15 protein-coding genes are annotated in these 14,651 nt (G+C 74.7%); 9 read left to right on the top strand and 6 right to left on the bottom strand.

Going from position 1 to position 14,651, the window contains the following annotated elements:
- Positions 1 to 109: 109 nt before the first annotated feature.
- From HNR61_RS02000 to HNR61_RS01980, 5 genes are all read left to right on the top strand, one after another.
- Entirely contained in the window at positions 110 to 1,444 is a 1,335-nt protein-coding gene (locus HNR61_RS02000) for a dihydrolipoyl dehydrogenase family protein (protein ID WP_220508857.1), read from the top strand.
- Between the two features lie 13 nt (positions 1,445 to 1,457).
- Complete coding sequence (locus HNR61_RS01995; protein WP_067812601.1) at positions 1,458 to 1,649, top strand: Rv3202a family protein; 192 nt, start codon at positions 1,458 to 1,460, stop codon at positions 1,647 to 1,649.
- A 196-nt stretch (positions 1,650 to 1,845) separates the two neighbouring features.
- On the top strand, positions 1,846 to 2,466 hold the full coding sequence (locus tag HNR61_RS01990) for a TetR/AcrR family transcriptional regulator (protein WP_067812674.1): 621 nt from the start codon (positions 1,846 to 1,848) through the stop codon (positions 2,464 to 2,466).
- 115 nt (positions 2,467 to 2,581) lie between these two features.
- Positions 2,582 to 2,815 carry a DUF3107 domain-containing protein gene (locus tag HNR61_RS01985; protein WP_182841384.1) on the top strand — a complete coding sequence of 78 codons (234 nt, stop codon included), beginning with the start codon at positions 2,582 to 2,584 and terminating at the stop codon, positions 2,813 to 2,815.
- A gap of 137 nt (positions 2,816 to 2,952) precedes the next feature.
- On the top strand, positions 2,953 to 3,243 hold the full coding sequence (locus HNR61_RS01980; protein WP_067812599.1) for a GlsB/YeaQ/YmgE family stress response membrane protein: 291 nt from the start codon (positions 2,953 to 2,955) through the stop codon (positions 3,241 to 3,243).
- 105 nt (positions 3,244 to 3,348) lie between these two features.
- On the opposite strand, the gene HNR61_RS01975 is transcribed toward HNR61_RS01980, so the two are convergent.
- Entirely contained in the window at positions 3,349 to 4,149 is an 801-nt protein-coding gene (locus tag HNR61_RS01975) for a hypothetical protein (protein WP_182841383.1), read from the bottom strand.
- Positions 4,150 to 4,577: 428 nt separating this feature from the next.
- On the opposite strand from HNR61_RS01975, the gene HNR61_RS47260 reads away from it, so the two are divergent.
- A complete protein-coding gene (locus HNR61_RS47260) occupies positions 4,578 to 6,842 on the top strand; it encodes a DEAD/DEAH box helicase (RefSeq protein ID WP_376770244.1) in 2,265 nt (754 codons plus the stop codon).
- 138 nt (positions 6,843 to 6,980) lie between these two features.
- A complete protein-coding gene (locus HNR61_RS01965) occupies positions 6,981 to 9,044 on the top strand; it encodes a phosphocholine-specific phospholipase C (RefSeq protein WP_182841382.1) in 2,064 nt (687 codons plus the stop codon).
- Between the two features lie 39 nt (positions 9,045 to 9,083).
- On the opposite strand, the gene HNR61_RS01960 is transcribed toward HNR61_RS01965, so the two are convergent.
- Positions 9,084 to 9,758: a glycerophosphodiester phosphodiesterase gene (locus HNR61_RS01960; RefSeq protein WP_182841381.1), complete on the bottom strand. Its 675-nt coding sequence runs from the start codon at positions 9,756 to 9,758 to the stop codon at positions 9,084 to 9,086.
- A gap of 90 nt (positions 9,759 to 9,848) precedes the next feature.
- Here HNR61_RS01960 and HNR61_RS01955 point away from each other — a divergent pair, with 90 nt between their 5' ends.
- Complete coding sequence (locus HNR61_RS01955; RefSeq protein WP_182841380.1) at positions 9,849 to 10,736, top strand: alpha/beta fold hydrolase; 888 nt, start codon at positions 9,849 to 9,851, stop codon at positions 10,734 to 10,736.
- 33 nt (positions 10,737 to 10,769) lie between these two features.
- Complete coding sequence (locus HNR61_RS01950) at positions 10,770 to 11,465, top strand: creatininase family protein (RefSeq protein ID WP_067812596.1); 696 nt, start codon at positions 10,770 to 10,772, stop codon at positions 11,463 to 11,465.
- Here the strand turns inward: HNR61_RS01950 and HNR61_RS01945 are convergent.
- The 4 genes from HNR61_RS01945 to HNR61_RS01930 are packed head-to-tail and all read right to left on the bottom strand — an operon-like array spanning position 11,382 to position 14,651.
- The gene (locus HNR61_RS01945) at positions 11,382 to 12,353 is read right to left on the bottom strand and encodes a lysylphosphatidylglycerol synthase transmembrane domain-containing protein (protein ID WP_312897725.1); all 972 of its coding nucleotides are present in this window, start codon (positions 12,351 to 12,353) and stop codon (positions 11,382 to 11,384) included. The two genes, HNR61_RS01950 and HNR61_RS01945, sit on opposite strands and share 84 nt — an antisense overlap.
- Positions 12,350 to 13,144, bottom strand: coding sequence for a methyltransferase domain-containing protein (locus HNR61_RS01940; protein ID WP_312897724.1), 795 nt, complete (start codon positions 13,142 to 13,144; stop codon positions 12,350 to 12,352). The genes HNR61_RS01945 and HNR61_RS01940 overlap by 4 nt, the downstream gene beginning before the upstream one ends.
- The gene (locus HNR61_RS01935; protein WP_312897723.1) at positions 13,141 to 14,256 is read right to left on the bottom strand and encodes a glycosyltransferase family 4 protein; all 1,116 of its coding nucleotides are present in this window, start codon (positions 14,254 to 14,256) and stop codon (positions 13,141 to 13,143) included. Before HNR61_RS01935 ends, HNR61_RS01940 begins: the two co-directional genes overlap by 4 nt.
- Complete coding sequence (locus HNR61_RS01930; RefSeq protein ID WP_182841379.1) at positions 14,253 to 14,651, bottom strand: 6-pyruvoyl trahydropterin synthase family protein; 399 nt, start codon at positions 14,649 to 14,651, stop codon at positions 14,253 to 14,255. Before HNR61_RS01930 ends, HNR61_RS01935 begins: the two co-directional genes overlap by 4 nt.

The following is a 14,651-nucleotide window of genomic DNA, read 5'->3' as shown; positions in this document are numbered from 1 at the left end:
ACTCCCTTTTCTGACAGGGTGCCTGCCGTATGTGTCCGAACCGCCACTCTCCGGCACCGTTTTCCGTCACCATTGGGACGCGGGGACACAGCGCGGAGGGGATGAACAGTTGACGCGGAACCACCACTATGACGTCGTGGTGCTGGGCGGGGGGACCGCCGGGGAGCTGGCCGCCGGCGAGCTGGCCCAGGCCGGGCGCGGTGTCGCGCTCGTGGAGAACCGCCTGGTCGGCGGCGAGTCCCCGTACTTCGCCTGCGTACCGTCCAAGAGCCTGCTGCTGTCGGCGCGGCGCGGCGAGACCTGGGAGCTGGCGGTGGCGCGCCGCGACGAGGTCACCGGCCACCTCGACGACGACCCGGTCGTGGCGCGGATGGCCGAGGGCGGGGTCACGGTGCTGCGCGGCTGGGGCCGCGTCACCGCGCCCGGCGTGATCGACGTGGACGGGACCGAGCACCGCTTCACCGACCTGGTCGTCGCCACCGGCAGCGCGCCGCTGCGGCCCGCCGTGGACGGGCTGGCGTCGGTCCCGACCTGGACCAGCGACGAGGCCCTGACGGTGCCGGACCTGCCGCGCCGCCTGGTCATCCTGGGCGGCGGGCCGGTCGGGTGCGAGATGGCGCAGATCTACGCCTCGTTCGGCTCCCAGGTGACCGTGATCGAGTCGTCGGGGCGGCTGCTGACCGCCGAGGCCCCGTTCACCGGGGAGATCCTGGCCGACGCGCTCCGCCGGATGGGCGTGGACCTGCGGCTCGGCGCGGAGCTGGCGCGCGTCGAGCGCGGCACCGTCGGCCTGCGGCTGTGGCTGAGCGACGGCGGCGCCCTGGACGCCGACCGCATCCTGGTCGCCGCCGGGCGCCGTCCCCGCACCGACGGGCTCGGCCTGGAGAACCTCGGCGTCACCGTCCCGCCCGGCCACCCGCTGCCCGTCGACGAGACCTGCCAGGTGGTCGCGCCGGGGGCGGGCACCGGCGGGGTGTGGGCGGCCGGTGACGTCACCGGCGTCGCCCGCACCGCGCACGCGGCCCGCTACCAGGCGCGCGTGGTGGTCTCCAACGTGCTGGGCAAGCGCCGCGAGGCCGACTACCGGGCCGTTCCCCGCGTCGTCTACACCACCCCGACGGTGTACTCGGTCGGGGTGTCCCCCGTTCTCGCCGAGGAACGCGGCATCGATCTGCTCACCGCCGGGTACGACCTCTCCGCGACGGCCCGCGCCGCGGTGGAGGTCGACGAACGCGGCCGTGTCGAGCTGTACGCCGATCGCAACCGAGGGCTCTTGATCGGAGCGGCGGCGGTCGGCCTCTACGCTGAGGAGTGGATGAGCGAGATCGCGCTGGCCATCCGGGCGGAGACCCCGATCGGGCTGCTCACCGACGTGGTGCACGCGTTCCCCACCTACGGTGAGTCGATCGAGGCCCCGCTGCGGTCCCTGGCCGAGCGCCTGTGAGGGGAGGACGCGCATGAGCGAGTACACCGAGGACCTGCCCGACGACGCCCCGGAGGCCGACCTGGTCGAACAGCGCGCCGCCCTGGTGGACGACGAGGACGAGGAGAGGGCCGAGTGGCCCCGGACGGTGCCGTTCGACGCCGACGAGGCCGACGCGGCCGAACAGGGCCGCGAGGTCGAGCTCGACGAGGACGACTATCGCTGAACCACGGTTGACATAGGTTTTTTCGAAAGGCCCGGACGCCCGTCGTCCGGGCCGTTTCGAGGCGCCGGGCCGGCGACGCGCCGGGCGGCGTCGCCCGTTGTTGGTGACCCACGAGGTTACCGACGCGTAGGATGATGAGATTGAACTCGCGGCGGTACCCCCCGTCCGCCGCCTTGATCGGTGATCGGAGAGTGTGGTGACCGCGACCCCGGACGCCCGCCCTCGTGGCACGCGACTGCCGCGACTGGCGCGCCGCCGACAGCTGCTCGGCGCTGCCCAGGAGGTTTTCGTCGCCCAGGGCTATCACGCCGCGGCGATGGACGAGATCGCCGAACGCGCGGGCGTCAGCAAGCCGGTGCTCTACCAGCACTTCCCCGGCAAGCTGGAGCTGTACCTGGCGCTGCTCGACGAGCACGCCGAAGCCCTGGTGAAGAAGGTCCGCGACGCGCTGGCCTCCACCACCGACAACAAGCTGCGCGTGCAGGCCAGCATGCAGGCGTTCTACGACTTCGTGGCCGGTGACGGCGAGGCGTACCGGCTGGTGTTCGAGTCCGACCTGCGCAACGTGGCCCCGGTCCGCGCCCGCGTGGAGCGGGCCAACCAGCAGTGCGCCGAGATGATCGCCCAGGTGATCGCCGAGGACACCGACGCCCCCGGTGAGGAGGCCCACCTGCTGGGCATGGGCCTGGTCGGCATGGCCGAGGTCAGCGCCCGCTACTGGCTGGCCCAGGGCCGCGCGATCCCCAAGGACACCGCCGAGAAGATCATCGCCCGGCTGGCCTGGCGCGGGATCTCCGGCTTCCCGCGCAGCGGCTGAGGCGGCCCCGCCGTTCCGCCGACGTCCGGCCGGGCGCGGTGATCTCCATGTCACCATGGAGGCACAGACGGCCCGCCGGCCGTGGCGGGACGGACGGAACCCACAGGGAGATCAGGTGCAGGTTCGCATCGGCGTCCAGTTCGTGCCCAAGGAACTCGTGGTCGAGACGCGGCAGAGCGCCGAGGAGGTCCAGCGGGCGCTGGCCGACGCCCTGGCCGTGGACCGCGGCGTGTTCACGCTGGAGGACCAGCGCGGCGGGCGGGTGGTGATCCCGGCCGCGCACGTCGGCTACCTGGAGATCAGCGAGGAGGCCGACCGCACCGTCGGGTTCGGCACCCAGTACACCTGAGCCCGGCCGACACCATCGGTTGGGAGCCGGTTGACCGGGACTTTGTTTAGTTTCCGTCGAGCGGGCACATCCATCACCGACCGAACGGACCGCGGCGTCCCCGGCGACGCGGTCCAGAGAACGGATTGGTGGCCGAAATGCTCGCGACGATTCTCTGGTTCATCCTCGTCGGCGCCGTGATCGGCGCCGTGGCGCGGCTGATCGTCCCCGGCCGTAACCCGATCGGCATCCTGCTGACGGTCCTGGTCGGGATCGCCGGCGCGCTCCTCGGTGGAGTCGTGGCCGACGCGCTCGGGGCGGGAACCCTGGTCGCCCTCGTCTTCGCGGTGATCATCGCCGCGCTGGGCGTGGCGGCGCTGACGGCGTTCCAGGCCCGGGGCGGCAGCGGCGGGCGCGGCTGGCGCCGCACCGGCCGCGGCACGTACTGACCCGGCACCGCCGTCCCGACGGTGACGACCGCCGCCCCCAGCCGCCCCGAGCGGCCGGAGCCGAAGCCCCCGTACCCTGCATACGGGGGCTTCGCCCCGTTCGGGTCACTTGCCGCCGGCGCTGGCCAGCAGACGCGGGTACAGCTCCGGGTTGATCATGTCCTTCACCTTGTCGTAGGGCGCGGTGAAGGTGAAGTTGTTGCAGTCGGTCCCGGTCGTGGACCAGATCAGCTGCATCCCCTCGGCCCGGAACATGATCCCGGCGGGGGCGGGCGACTCGACCGGGTCCCCGTCGCGCTTGCCGGGGAAGAAGTCCTGGCGCCGCAGGTCCTCCAGGTCGCAGTCCTTCCAGTCCTGCTTGGGCCCGCTGAGGGCCTCCCAGAGCTTCTTCAGCCCCTCCTTCTCCAGGGTCTTGCCGGTCAGCACGTCGGCGGCGGTGAGCGCCTTGGCGTTCTTCACGTCCACGATCACCGGGACGGTCGGCAGCGCCCCCTCGCCCTCGTAGCAGGGGATCAGCGAGATGGAGTTGGACGCGGCGACGATCTCACCGCGCAGCCCGAGCAGGACCTTGGTCTGGAGGACGTTGTTGCGGCCGGCGCACTGCTTCTTGCGCTCCTCGTCCAGGGTGGAGGACGTCCAGTTCACCGCCCACTCCAGCGGGGCGCGCAGCGCCTGGTTGACCTGCTGCTCGGCGTTCCGGTCCGCCAGACCGCCGATCTTGACGGTCTCGGCCTCCTTGAGCTCGACCTGCTTGTCGGCGCGGACGGTGCTCTCCTCGACCACGCGCGGCCCCGGGCCGGTCTCCCCGCCCTGCTTGCCGCCGTCGTCCGAGGAGCATCCGGTCAGCCCCGCCGCCAGCACGGCCGCGGCCGCAACGGCCCACGCACCCTGGAACCTCGCCCGCATTCGTCCCGTCCTCCCAGTCCGCCGATGTTCGAGCAATTGTGGCGGATGTCCGGCAGTGCCGTTGATCACCCCGGGTGGCCGGAGCGCCCCGTACGCCCCGTTCGCGACTTGGCCGACTGTGGCCGCGGCCGTCCCGGAGATCGCGGATTCCCTTGTCGGGTGGGGCCTGCGGAGACGGCGGGGAATAACCCGAAGGGGGTCATCGTTGGTACAGGAGATCGACTATTGGTGCAGGCATTCCAAGGTCGGTACACTGCGTCGCGGAGTGTGACCGCACGCAGCCACTCCATGCGGCTGCTTTCAACCCCTGACTGCGGTCGCCGAAGAAATTTTGATCGACGGCTGGTCCCTCTCGCGCGAGCGCGCGGCCAACGGACGCGACCGGCGACGCCGCAACCGACGCGGCACGCCAGGCGCGCCCCCGGCATGTGAGCCGGGAAACTGCGCAGCGCCGCGCAGGGAGCGAGGACCCCGCACTTTGGAGGCTGAAAGCCCTGTCTACCTTCGCTGAACTCGGGGTCGTACCCGAGATAGCAGATGCCCTGAAAGCCGAGGGCATCGTCGATGCCTTCCCCATCCAGGAGCTCGCCCTGCCCATCGCGCTGGGCGGCCACGACATCATCGGCCAGGCCCGCACCGGGACCGGCAAGACGCTGGCGTTCGGCATCGCGCTGCTCCAGCGCATCCGGCACGGCGGCAAGAAGCCGCAGGCCCTCGTGCTCGCCCCCACCCGCGAACTCGCCATGCAGGTCACCGACGACCTGCTGGTGGCGGGCGGCAAGCTGGGCACCCGCGTACTGAGCGTGTACGGCGGGCGCGCCTACGAGCCGCAGATCTCGGCGCTGCGCGAGGGCGTCGACGTCGTCGTCGGCACCCCCGGCCGCCTGCTGGACCTCGTCAAGCAGAAGCACCTCGACCTGTCGGAGGTCGCCGTGCTGGTCCTGGACGAGGCCGACCGCATGCTCGACCTGGGCTTCCTGCCCGACATCGAGCGGATCGTCGACCGCATCCCGGTGCGACGCCAGACGATGCTGTTCTCCGCGACCATGCCCGGCGAGATCGTCGCGCTGTCGCGGCGCTACCTGACCCGTCCGACCAACGTGCGCGCCGAGTCGCACGCCGAGTCCGAGACGACCCCGCAGGTCAAGCAGTTCGTCTACCAGGCCCACCAGATGGACAAGCCGGAGATGCTGTCGCGCGTCCTGCAGGCGCGGGGCCGGGGCCTGTCCATGGTGTTCTGCCAGACCAAGCGGGCCTGCGACCGCGTCGCCGCCGACCTGGAGCAGCGCGGCTTCGCCGCCGCCGCCGTCCACGGCGACCTCGGCCAGGGCCAGCGGGAGCGGGCGCTGCGCGCGTTCCGCAACGGCAAGATCGACGTGCTGGTCGCCACCGACGTCGCCGCGCGCGGCCTCGACGTCGACGACGTCACCCACGTGGTCAACTACGAGTGCCCCGACAGCGCCGACACCTACGTCCACCGCATCGGCCGCACCGGCCGCGCGGGCCGCGAGGGCACCTCCGTCACGTTCGTGGACTGGTCGGACCTGCCCCGCTGGAAGCTGATCAACGGTCAGCTCGGGCAGGACCTCGCCCAGCCGGAGGAGACCTACTCCACCTCCCCGCACCTCTACGCGGAACTCGACATCCCCGAGGGCATCACCGGCCGCCTGCCCAAGGAGCAGCGCGGCGAGCGCGCCGGGCTGGACGCCGAGGAGCTGGAGGACATCGGCGAGACGGGCAAGACCCGCTCCCGCACCCGTGACCGCGACCACGAGCGCGAGCGCGAGCGCGAGCGCGAGGAGGAGCGTCCCCGCCAGCGCCGCAGCCGCACCCGGGCCCGCACCCGGAACGGCAGGCCGGTCGAGGCGACCGCGCAGGCCGAGACCGCCGAGGTCGCGGCGGTCGCCGCCGAGGCCCCGGCCGAGGCGGAGGCCAAGCCCAGGCGCACCCGCACCCGCAGGGCCGCCGAGATCGTCGAGGCCGAGGTCACGGTGACCACGGAGACCGAGGTGACCGCCGAGGCGGAGGCCACCGCCGAGGTCAAGCCGAAGCGCACCCGCACCCGCAAGACCGCCGAGGCGGTCGTGGTCGAGCCCGCCGCCGAGGTGGACGAGGCCGAGGCCAAGCCCAAGCGGACCCGCACGCGCAAGACCGCCGAGATCGTCGAGGTCGAGGTGACCGCCGAGGCGGAGGCCAAGCCGAAGCGCACGCGCACCCGCAAGGCGGCCGAGGTCGTCGAGGCGGAGGCCGTCGTCGAGGCGGAGGAGGCCGAGGTCGAGGCCAAGCCCAGGCGCACCCGCACGCGCAAGGCCGCCGAGATCGTCGAGGCCGAGCCCGCCGCCGAGGCGGTCGTGGCCGAGCCCGCCGCCGAGGCGGAGGAGACCGAGGCCAAGCCCAAGCGCGCGCGGAAGACCGCCGTCAAGGCCGTCGTCGACGCCGAGGTGGAGGCCCCGGTGGACGCCGGCGCCGACGTCGCGGCGGAGAAGCCGAAGCGCGGGGGTCCGGCGCGGATCCCGGCGAAGATCAGCCCGGCGGGCGTGCCCGAGGTGCTGTTCCAGCCGCCGCCCCCGCCGCCCGGCGGGGAGAGCGTCGTGGAGACCGTCGCCACCGAGCGCCGGCGCGGCCCGGCCCGCCGCCGTTCGCGCGGTGACCGGCCGGCCTCCGAGCAGGCCAAGGCCGCCCGGGGCGGCTGACGCCCGCACGCTGCGAGATCACACACCGGTGTGGTCTCGCAGCCGTCGTCGGCGCGGAGCGCGGCGGTCGCGCGGACGTCACCCGCCGGACGAACGCAGGATCGGTCCCGGTCACCCCGAACGGCCATGATCCGCCGCATGAACCCCCACCTCAGCCGCCGTTCCGTGCTGGCCGGCGGCACCGCCGTCGCCGCCGGGACCGCCGCCGCCTCGCTGCTGCCGCCCTCGGTCCACGCCGCCCTGGCGCTGCCGGTCCGGCCCGGCGGGCTCAGGGCGATCGAGCACGTGGTCCTGCTGATGCAGGAGAACCGCAGCTTCGACCACTACTACGGCGCCCTGCGCGGCGTGCGGGGCTTCGGCGACCGCAACGCGATCACGCTGCCGGACGGCCGGTCGGTGTTCGAGCAGCCGGGCCCGAACGGGCCGGTGCTGCCGTTCCCGCTGCGCGAGGCGGCCGAGCTGGCCAAGAAGGACCTGCAGTGGATGGGGTCGCTGCCGCACGGCTGGTCCGACGGGCAGGCCGCGCGCGGCAAGGGCTGGAACAACGGCTGGATCCCGGCCAAGACCCCCGCGACCATGGCCTACCTGGAACGCCGGGACCTGCCGCTCCAGTACGAGCTGGCCGACACCTTCACCATCTGCGACGCCTACCACTGCTCGGTGCTGAGCTCCACCAGCCCCAACCGCAACTACCTTGTCTCCGGTCACACCGGCTACGAGCCCGGCGGCGTCAAGCGCGCCATCGACAACGCCGCCTACGCCGAGGACACCCACGCGGGCTACACGTGGACGACCTACCCGCAGCGGCTGGAGAAGGCGGGGGTCTCCTGGAAGGTCTACCAGGAGTGGGACAACTACCAGGACAACAACCTGGAGTTCTTCGTCGCGTTCAAGCAGATCGCCCGTAAGGCGCTCCAGGGCGACTTCAAGAGCATGGACTCCTTCTACGGCGCGCTCGGCAAGGCCGACGACGCCGGGCGGGAGCGGATGCTCAGGCGGCTGGAGGAGGGCGTCGCCACGCTGACCCCCGCCGAGCGCGGCCTGTACGAGCGGGGCCTGCGGCGCGTGCGGCCCGGCGGGCTGGTGGCCGACCTGCGCGCCGACATCGAGGCCGGGCGGCTCCCGGCGGTGTCGTACCTGGTGCCGTCGGCGGCCGACTCCGAGCACCCGAGCGCCTCGTCGCCGATCCAGAGCGCCCGCGTCACCTACGACGTGCTGGACGCCCTCGCCTCGGACCCGGAGGTGTGGTCGACCACGGCGCTGTTCATCACCTACGACGAGTACGACGGGCTGTTCGACCACGTCCCGCCGCCGCAGCCGCCCGCGCGCGTGACCGGCGAGTTCCACCAGGGCGACCCGATCGGGCTGGGCTTCCGGGTGCCGATGACGGTGGTGTCGCCGTGGACGGTCGGCGGGTTCGTGTGCTCGCAGGTGTTCGACCACTCGTCGATCACGCGGTTCATGGAGACGTGGCTGGGCGTGCCCGCGCCGGAGATCAGCGCGTGGCGGCGGACCGTGGCGGGCGATCTGACCTCGGCGTTCGACTTCCGGCGGAGCGGGCGCCCGCCGCGGGTGGAGCGGCCCGGCGAGGTGCCGCCGTTCTCGGGCCGGTGGAAGCCGCAGCCGCCCGCGAACCAGAGGATGCCGGTGCCGGAGCCCGGCGCCCGCCCGGCGCGCCCGCTGCCGTACCAGCCCGAGGCCCACGTCCGGCTGCGCGGCGGCAAGCTGCGGCTGTCGCTGGCCAACAGCGGCGCGGCCAGCGTCCACTTCCAGCTCTACCCGTACGCGGGCGAGCTGCCCGCGCCCCGGCACTACGACGTCGGCCGGACCGCCCACGACGACATCGCCCTGGCCGGGGACGCCTACCGGCTGGTGCTGACCGGCCCGAACGGGTTCCGCCGCGAGTTCGCCGGGACGCGGGACGACCGCGCCACCGTCGCCTCCGCGCCCAAGCCGGGCGGCCGCGACCTGGTCGTGGTGCTGGAGAACGACGGCGACACCGACCTGCGCTTCACCCTGCGGTCCCTGGCCTACGGCAGGCGGGTCCGCAGGGAGACGCTGCGGGCGGGCGCGCGCCGCACCCTGTCATGGCGCACCGACGACGGCTGGTACGACGTCGAGATCACCGTCGCGGAGGACCGGGCGTTCCGCCGCCGCCTGATGGGGCACGTGGAGAACGGCCGCCCCAGCGTGTCGGGCTGACCTCCGCCGCGGCCCCGCCACGGCCCCCGCCACGGGGCCTCACGGCGAGCGCAGCCGCAGCGCGGTCTCCGGGTGGTCGGTGATCAGCACGGCCACCCGGGGGTCGCCCAGGAAACGCCGCATCAGCGGCTCGGCGTTGACCGTCCAGACCATCGCGGGGAACCCGGCGCGGGCGCACTGGGCGAGCACGCCGACCCGCGCGAGACGGTGGTTGAGGGCGACCATGTCGGCCCCGGACTCCCGGATCGCGCGGATCGGCGCGAAGTCCCCGAACGCGCCGCGCTCCCAGAGCCCCCGGCCCACCGACAGCGCCGTGGTGACGTGCGGGAACGCCGTCTTCACCAGGGCGACCGAGGCGGGGTCGCGGGTGGTGACCACCAGGTCCTCCGGCGCGAACGCGGCCAGGGCCATCGCGACCGCCTCGTGCTCGCAGCCGCGCTCCTTGAGGTCCAGATGGGCCCTGGCGCGCCCGGAGATGATCCGTAGCGCGTCCGCGACACGCGGGACGGGCCGGGAGGCGGCCCGCTGGAGACGGTCCCGGGAGATCCGTTTCAGGGGCAGGCCCGCCACGGCGGGATCGTGGTGGACGACCAGCTCGCCGTCGCCGGTGCGGCGCACGTCGATCTCGACGTACTCGGCTCCGGAGTCGACGGCCTCGTGCAGGCCCGTCAGGCCCGCCTCGTCCCGGCGGTGGGCGGAGATCGCCGTCAGCACGTCCGCGACGCTACCACCGCGCCCCGGCGGGCGACCGCCGAAGCGGCGACGCCGGTGTTCGCAGATGCATATTTAGTATGGTGGCACCCCGTGAGCACGCCCCCGTTCCTGACCCTGCCCGCCGGCGTCCGCCGGACGTTCGTCGAGACCTCGCGCGGCGCCTTCGCCGCGCTCGAGGCGCTGCCCGGGTCGGGTGTGGCCGAACGCCTTCCCGCCCTGCTGGTCCCGGGCTACACCGGCAGCAAGGAGGACTTCATCGCGATCCTCCAGACGCTCGCCGCGTCCGGGCGCCGGGTGGTGGCCGTGGACATGCGCGGCCAGCACGAGACGCCGGGCGCGGGCGAGGACCCGGGCGCCTACGCCCTGCCCGCGCTGGGCGCGGACGTGTCGGCGCTGCTGGAGGCGCTGGGACCGGAGCCCGCGCACCTGGTGGGGCACTCGTTCGGCGGGCTGGTGACGCGGGAGGCGGTGCTGTCCGACCGGGTGCCGCCCGCGTCGTACACGCTGATGAGCTCGGGTCCGGGCGCGGTCACCGGCCAGGCGGCGGACAAGGCGCGGGCGCTCAAGGACTCCATCCCCCTGCTGGGGATGGAGCAGATCTGGGAGCTGAGCATCGGTCCCGACGCGGTCGCGCGCGGCGTGTCCCCGGAGGTCCTGGACTTCCTGCGCCGCCGCACCCTGGGCAACTGCCCGGTGGGCCTGATGACGATGGCCCGCGAGCTGATGACGGCCCACGACCGGGTGGACGACCTGGCCAAGCACGCCCGTGACACGGGCCTGCGCACGCTGGTGCTGTACGGCGAGGACGACGACGTGTGGGACCCGCGCGAGCAGGCCGCGATGGCCGAGCGCCTGGACAGCGCGAAGGTCGTCATCCCGGGCGCGGCCCACTCCCCGGCCGTGGACGCCCCGGAGACCACCGCCAGCGCCCTGATCGACTTCTGGAACCAGACCGAGCGCTGCGGCCGTCCCTGCTGACGCCGGGCGCCGGGACGCCGGATACTGGGGGGCATGCAGCTGCTGCCGACCATGACCACGGCCGACGTGCGGGACCGGAACGCGCGGGTCGCGCTCCTCCCGGTCGGGAGCTTCGAGCAGCACGGGCCGTTCCTGCCGCTGATCACCGACACCGTGGTCGCGTGCGCGGTCGCGCGGGAGATCGCCGACGCGTACCCGGTGCTGCCGCTGCCGCCGTTGACGATCTCCTGCTCGCACGAGCACGCGGCCTGGCCGGGGACGGTGAGCGTCTCCGCGCGCACCCTGCACGCGGTCGTGCGGGACGTCGCCGGGTCGCTGCGGCGCTCCGGCGTCGAGCGGCTCGTCCTGGTCAACGGCCACGGCGGCAACTACGTCCTCGGCAACGTCGTCCAGGAGTCGCACGGCGCGATGGCGCTGTTCCCGGGGCTCGGGGACTGGGAGGCGGCCCGGCGCGCGGCGGGCATCGAGACCCCGGCCGACGGCGACATGCACGCCGGGGAGCTGGAGACGTCGGTGCTGCTGCACGTCCAGCCCGAGCTGGTGCGGCCCGGCTACGAGAGCGCCGACCACCTCGCCGACGAGCGCCCCCACCTGCTCACCCTGGGGCTGGCCCCCTACACCGACTCGGGCGTGGTGGGGCGGCCGTCACTGGGCTCGGCCGCCAAGGGCCGGGACCTGCTGGCGAGCCTGGTCACGTCGTTCGGGGAGTACCTGGCGGTCCTCGGGTAGCCGCCGGGCGACCAGCACGGCGAGGCCGGGCAGGCTCGCCACCAGCGCCAGCACCCCGTAGACCACCGCGACGGTGAGGCCCTGGGCGGCGCCCAGCCCGGCGGTGCCGAACGCCGCCGCCGACGCCGCCTCGCGCGGCCCCCAGCCGCCGACGTTCACCGGCAGCGCCATCACCAGCAGCGCCAGCACCGCCAGCGGCACCAGCCGGCCGGCCGGGGCCGTCACCCCCGCGGCGCGCGCCGCGACCAGGAACAGCGCCACGTACCCGGCCAGCGCCACCGCCGACAGCCCCGTCACGCCCGGCCAGACGCCGCGGGCGAGCAGCCCGCCGCGCACGTCCCGCCACAGCGTGGCGCAGGCCCGCTGGACGCGCGGCAGCGTCGTGACCCACAGGAACGCGCCGGCGGCGGCCAGCACCGCTCCCCCGCCGAAGAAGGCGGCGTTCACGCTCGCGCCGGGGAGCGGCACCGGGCCGCTCGCGAGCAGGACCAGCAGCCCGACCGCCACCAGCACGGCCTGGCCCGCGACGCGTTCGAGCACCACCGCCCGCACGCCCCGCCCCAGGTCGCCCGAGGCGCGGCCGTGCCCGACGGCGCGCCGCACGTCGCCGAGCACGCCCGCCGGGAGGACCGCGTTCAGCAGCAGCGCCGCGTAGTAGTCGGCGACGGCCGTGCGCAGCGGCAGCCGCAGGCCGAGGCCGCGCGCCACCAGCCGCCACCGCCAGGCGCTCGCCACCGTGGTCAGCAGCCCGACGCCGAGCGCCGCCGCGACCTCCGCGGCGCCGACCGCCCGCAGCCCGTCCAGGAACGCGCCGGTCCCCAGCTTCCATATCGGCACCGCCACCAGCGCCGCCCCCACCGCCAGGCGCGCCCAGGCCCCGAGCCTCACCGGCCCTCCCCCGGCAGCGCGAGCAGGTCGGCGTGGTGGACGACCGCGCGCAGCCCCCCGGCCGCGCACGCGTCGAGCCGCCGCCGCAGGTAGCCGAGGTCGGCGAGGTCCGGGCGCTGCTCGACGGCCGCGCCGACCCAGCCGCGCAGCCACTCGGCCGTCAGCGCCGGACGCCCGTCGAGCCGCCACGGGCTGGCCGCGCGCAGCACCCGCGCGCCCCGCCGGGCGAACGCCTCCTCCGCCGCCGCGACGGCGTCCGGCCCCAGCAGGCCGTCCCGGCGCTGGTGCGCGTTGAACGCCGCCTCGTACTCCCCGTCCAGCGGGTCGGCCGGATCCAGCTCCACGCGCCCGGTCACCGACAGCGCGAACAGCGCCGGGCAGCCGGCCTCCACGCACGCGGCGGCCAGGGCGTCCATCTCCTCGAACGTGAACAGGTCCAGCAGCGCCGACGCGACCACCAGCGCGGTGCCCTCCAGCTCGGCGGCGCCCAGCCCGGCCAGGTCGCCCACGCGCGTCTCCACCTCGCCGAGGTCGGCGGCCAGGTCGGCGGCGGCCAGCGCCAGCAGGCGGGGGTCGCGGTCGTGCAGCACCCACCGCACCGGCCCCGGCAGCCGCCCGGCCAGCCACCGCACCATCGACCCGGTGCCGCAGCCGAGGTCGCGCACGACCGGCCGGTCCACCCCGGCGAGCCGGTCCAGCAGCGGGGGCAGCAGCGCGTCGGCGCGCGCCTCGGCGTCGGCGGGTTCCCGCAGCGCCAGCCACTCGGGCGCGAAGTCCGCGACCGCGCTCACCGGGCCTCCCCGCACAATCGCTCCAGCGCCGCCGCCATCCGCGACGCCGCCTCCGTCCAGTCGCGCAGCCCGTCGCGGCGCAGCCGCGCCGCCGAACGCAGCCGCAGCCGCAGCCCGCGGTCGGTGAGCCAGCGCCGCAGCGCGTCCTCCAGCGCGCTGACGTTGTCGGGCGGCACCAGCAGCCCCGGGACGTCCCCGCCGGGGGCCCGCCCCAGCGCCTCGGGCACGCCGCCCACCTCCGCCGCCGCCACCGGGACGCCCCGCGCCAGCGCCTCGGCCGCCGCCATCCCGTAGGTCTCCGCCCGCGACGGGAAGACCAGCAGGTCGGCGGTGTCGTAGGCGTTCGCCAGCGCCTCCCCGACCAGCGCGCCCGCCAGCCGGACGCGCCGGTCCAGCCCCCGCCGGGTGATCAGCTCGCGCACCCGCCCCGCGTATCCGGGGTCGCGCCCGAGCGGTCCGACGACCACGCACTCCCAGTCCAGCCCGGCGAGCCCGGCCAGCGCCTCGATCAGCAGGTCATGCCCCTTGCGCGGCGTCACCGACCCCACGCACAGCAGTTGCGTGGCCCCGTCGGTGCCGAGCGCCAGCGGCGCGGGGTCGGTCCCCGGCGGCACCACGTGGATCCGCGCGGGTTCGAGCCGGTGCCGCCGTATCAGGCGGCCCGCCGCCCACTCGCCGGTGGTCACGACCGCGTCGGCCCAGCGCAGGGTGTCGCGTTCGGCGGCCTCCAGCTCGGGGGGAGCGCCGACCTCGTCGCCGAGCGGCAGGTGCACCAGCACCATCGTCCGCAGCCGCCGCGCCGCCGGGACCACGATCTGCGGCACCCCGCACGCGACCAGCCCGTCCAGCACCACCGCCGTCCCGTCCGGCAGCGCGGCCAGCGCCCGCTCCAGCGCCTCCCGCGCCTCCCGGTCCGGCCGCGGCCAGCCGCCCGGGACGGCGATCTCGCGGACCCGCCAGCCCCGCGCGGGCAGCTCGTCGCACATCCGCCGGTCGTAGACGTTGCCACCGCTGGGCAGCGCGGCGTCGTCCACGTCGCCCGGCAGCACGAAGCACACCTCGCCCGTGACCGGGCCCCGCACCGCGGGCGCGTCCGCCACGAACGCCGTCACAGCGGCCGCTCGTAGCTCGCCCACGCGACGTGGGACTCGTGCAGGGTCACCGCGATCCCGTCCAGGCCGCGCGCGCCCTCGCCGAGATCGCCCGCGTGGACGCGTTCGGCGAGCCGGTCGGCGACGACCTTGGCCAGGAACTCGGTGGAGGTGTTGGTCCCGGCGAACTCCGGGTGCTCGTCGAGGTTGCGGTAGTTCAGGTCCGCCAGCGCCTCGCGCAGCCGCTGGGTGGCCAGCCCGATGTCGACCACGATGTTGTCGGCGTCGAGCTCGGCGCGCCGGAACGTGGCGTCCACCAGGAACGTCGCCCCGTGCAGCTTCTGTGCGGGCCCGAACACCTCGCCCCGGAAACTGTGCGCGACCATCACGTGGTCGCGGACGGTGACACTGAACAT

The sequence above is a fragment of the Actinomadura kijaniata genome (assembly GCF_014138665.1).
Classification (GTDB): Bacteria; Actinomycetota; Actinomycetes; order Streptosporangiales; family Streptosporangiaceae; genus Spirillospora; species Spirillospora kijaniata.
This window is presented reverse-complemented; position numbering and strand designations above follow the sequence as displayed.

What these genes read in the sequence shown, in the direction of transcription:
- HNR61_RS01930 (WP_182841379.1), bottom strand. Translation starts at nt 14,651, where the DNA reads ATGTTCAGTGTCACCGTCCGCGACCACGTGATGGTCGCGCACAGTTTC.
- HNR61_RS01975 (WP_182841383.1), bottom strand. Translation starts at nt 4,149, where the DNA reads ATGCGGGCGAGGTTCCAGGGTGCGTGGGCCGTTGCGGCCGCGGCCGTG.
- HNR61_RS01980 (WP_067812599.1), top strand. Translation starts at nt 2,953, where the DNA reads ATGCTCGCGACGATTCTCTGGTTCATCCTCGTCGGCGCCGTGATCGGC.
- HNR61_RS01950 (WP_067812596.1), top strand. Translation starts at nt 10,770, where the DNA reads ATGCAGCTGCTGCCGACCATGACCACGGCCGACGTGCGGGACCGGAAC.
- HNR61_RS01995 (WP_067812601.1), top strand. Translation starts at nt 1,458, where the DNA reads ATGAGCGAGTACACCGAGGACCTGCCCGACGACGCCCCGGAGGCCGAC.
- HNR61_RS01965 (WP_182841382.1), top strand. Translation starts at nt 6,981, where the DNA reads ATGAACCCCCACCTCAGCCGCCGTTCCGTGCTGGCCGGCGGCACCGCC.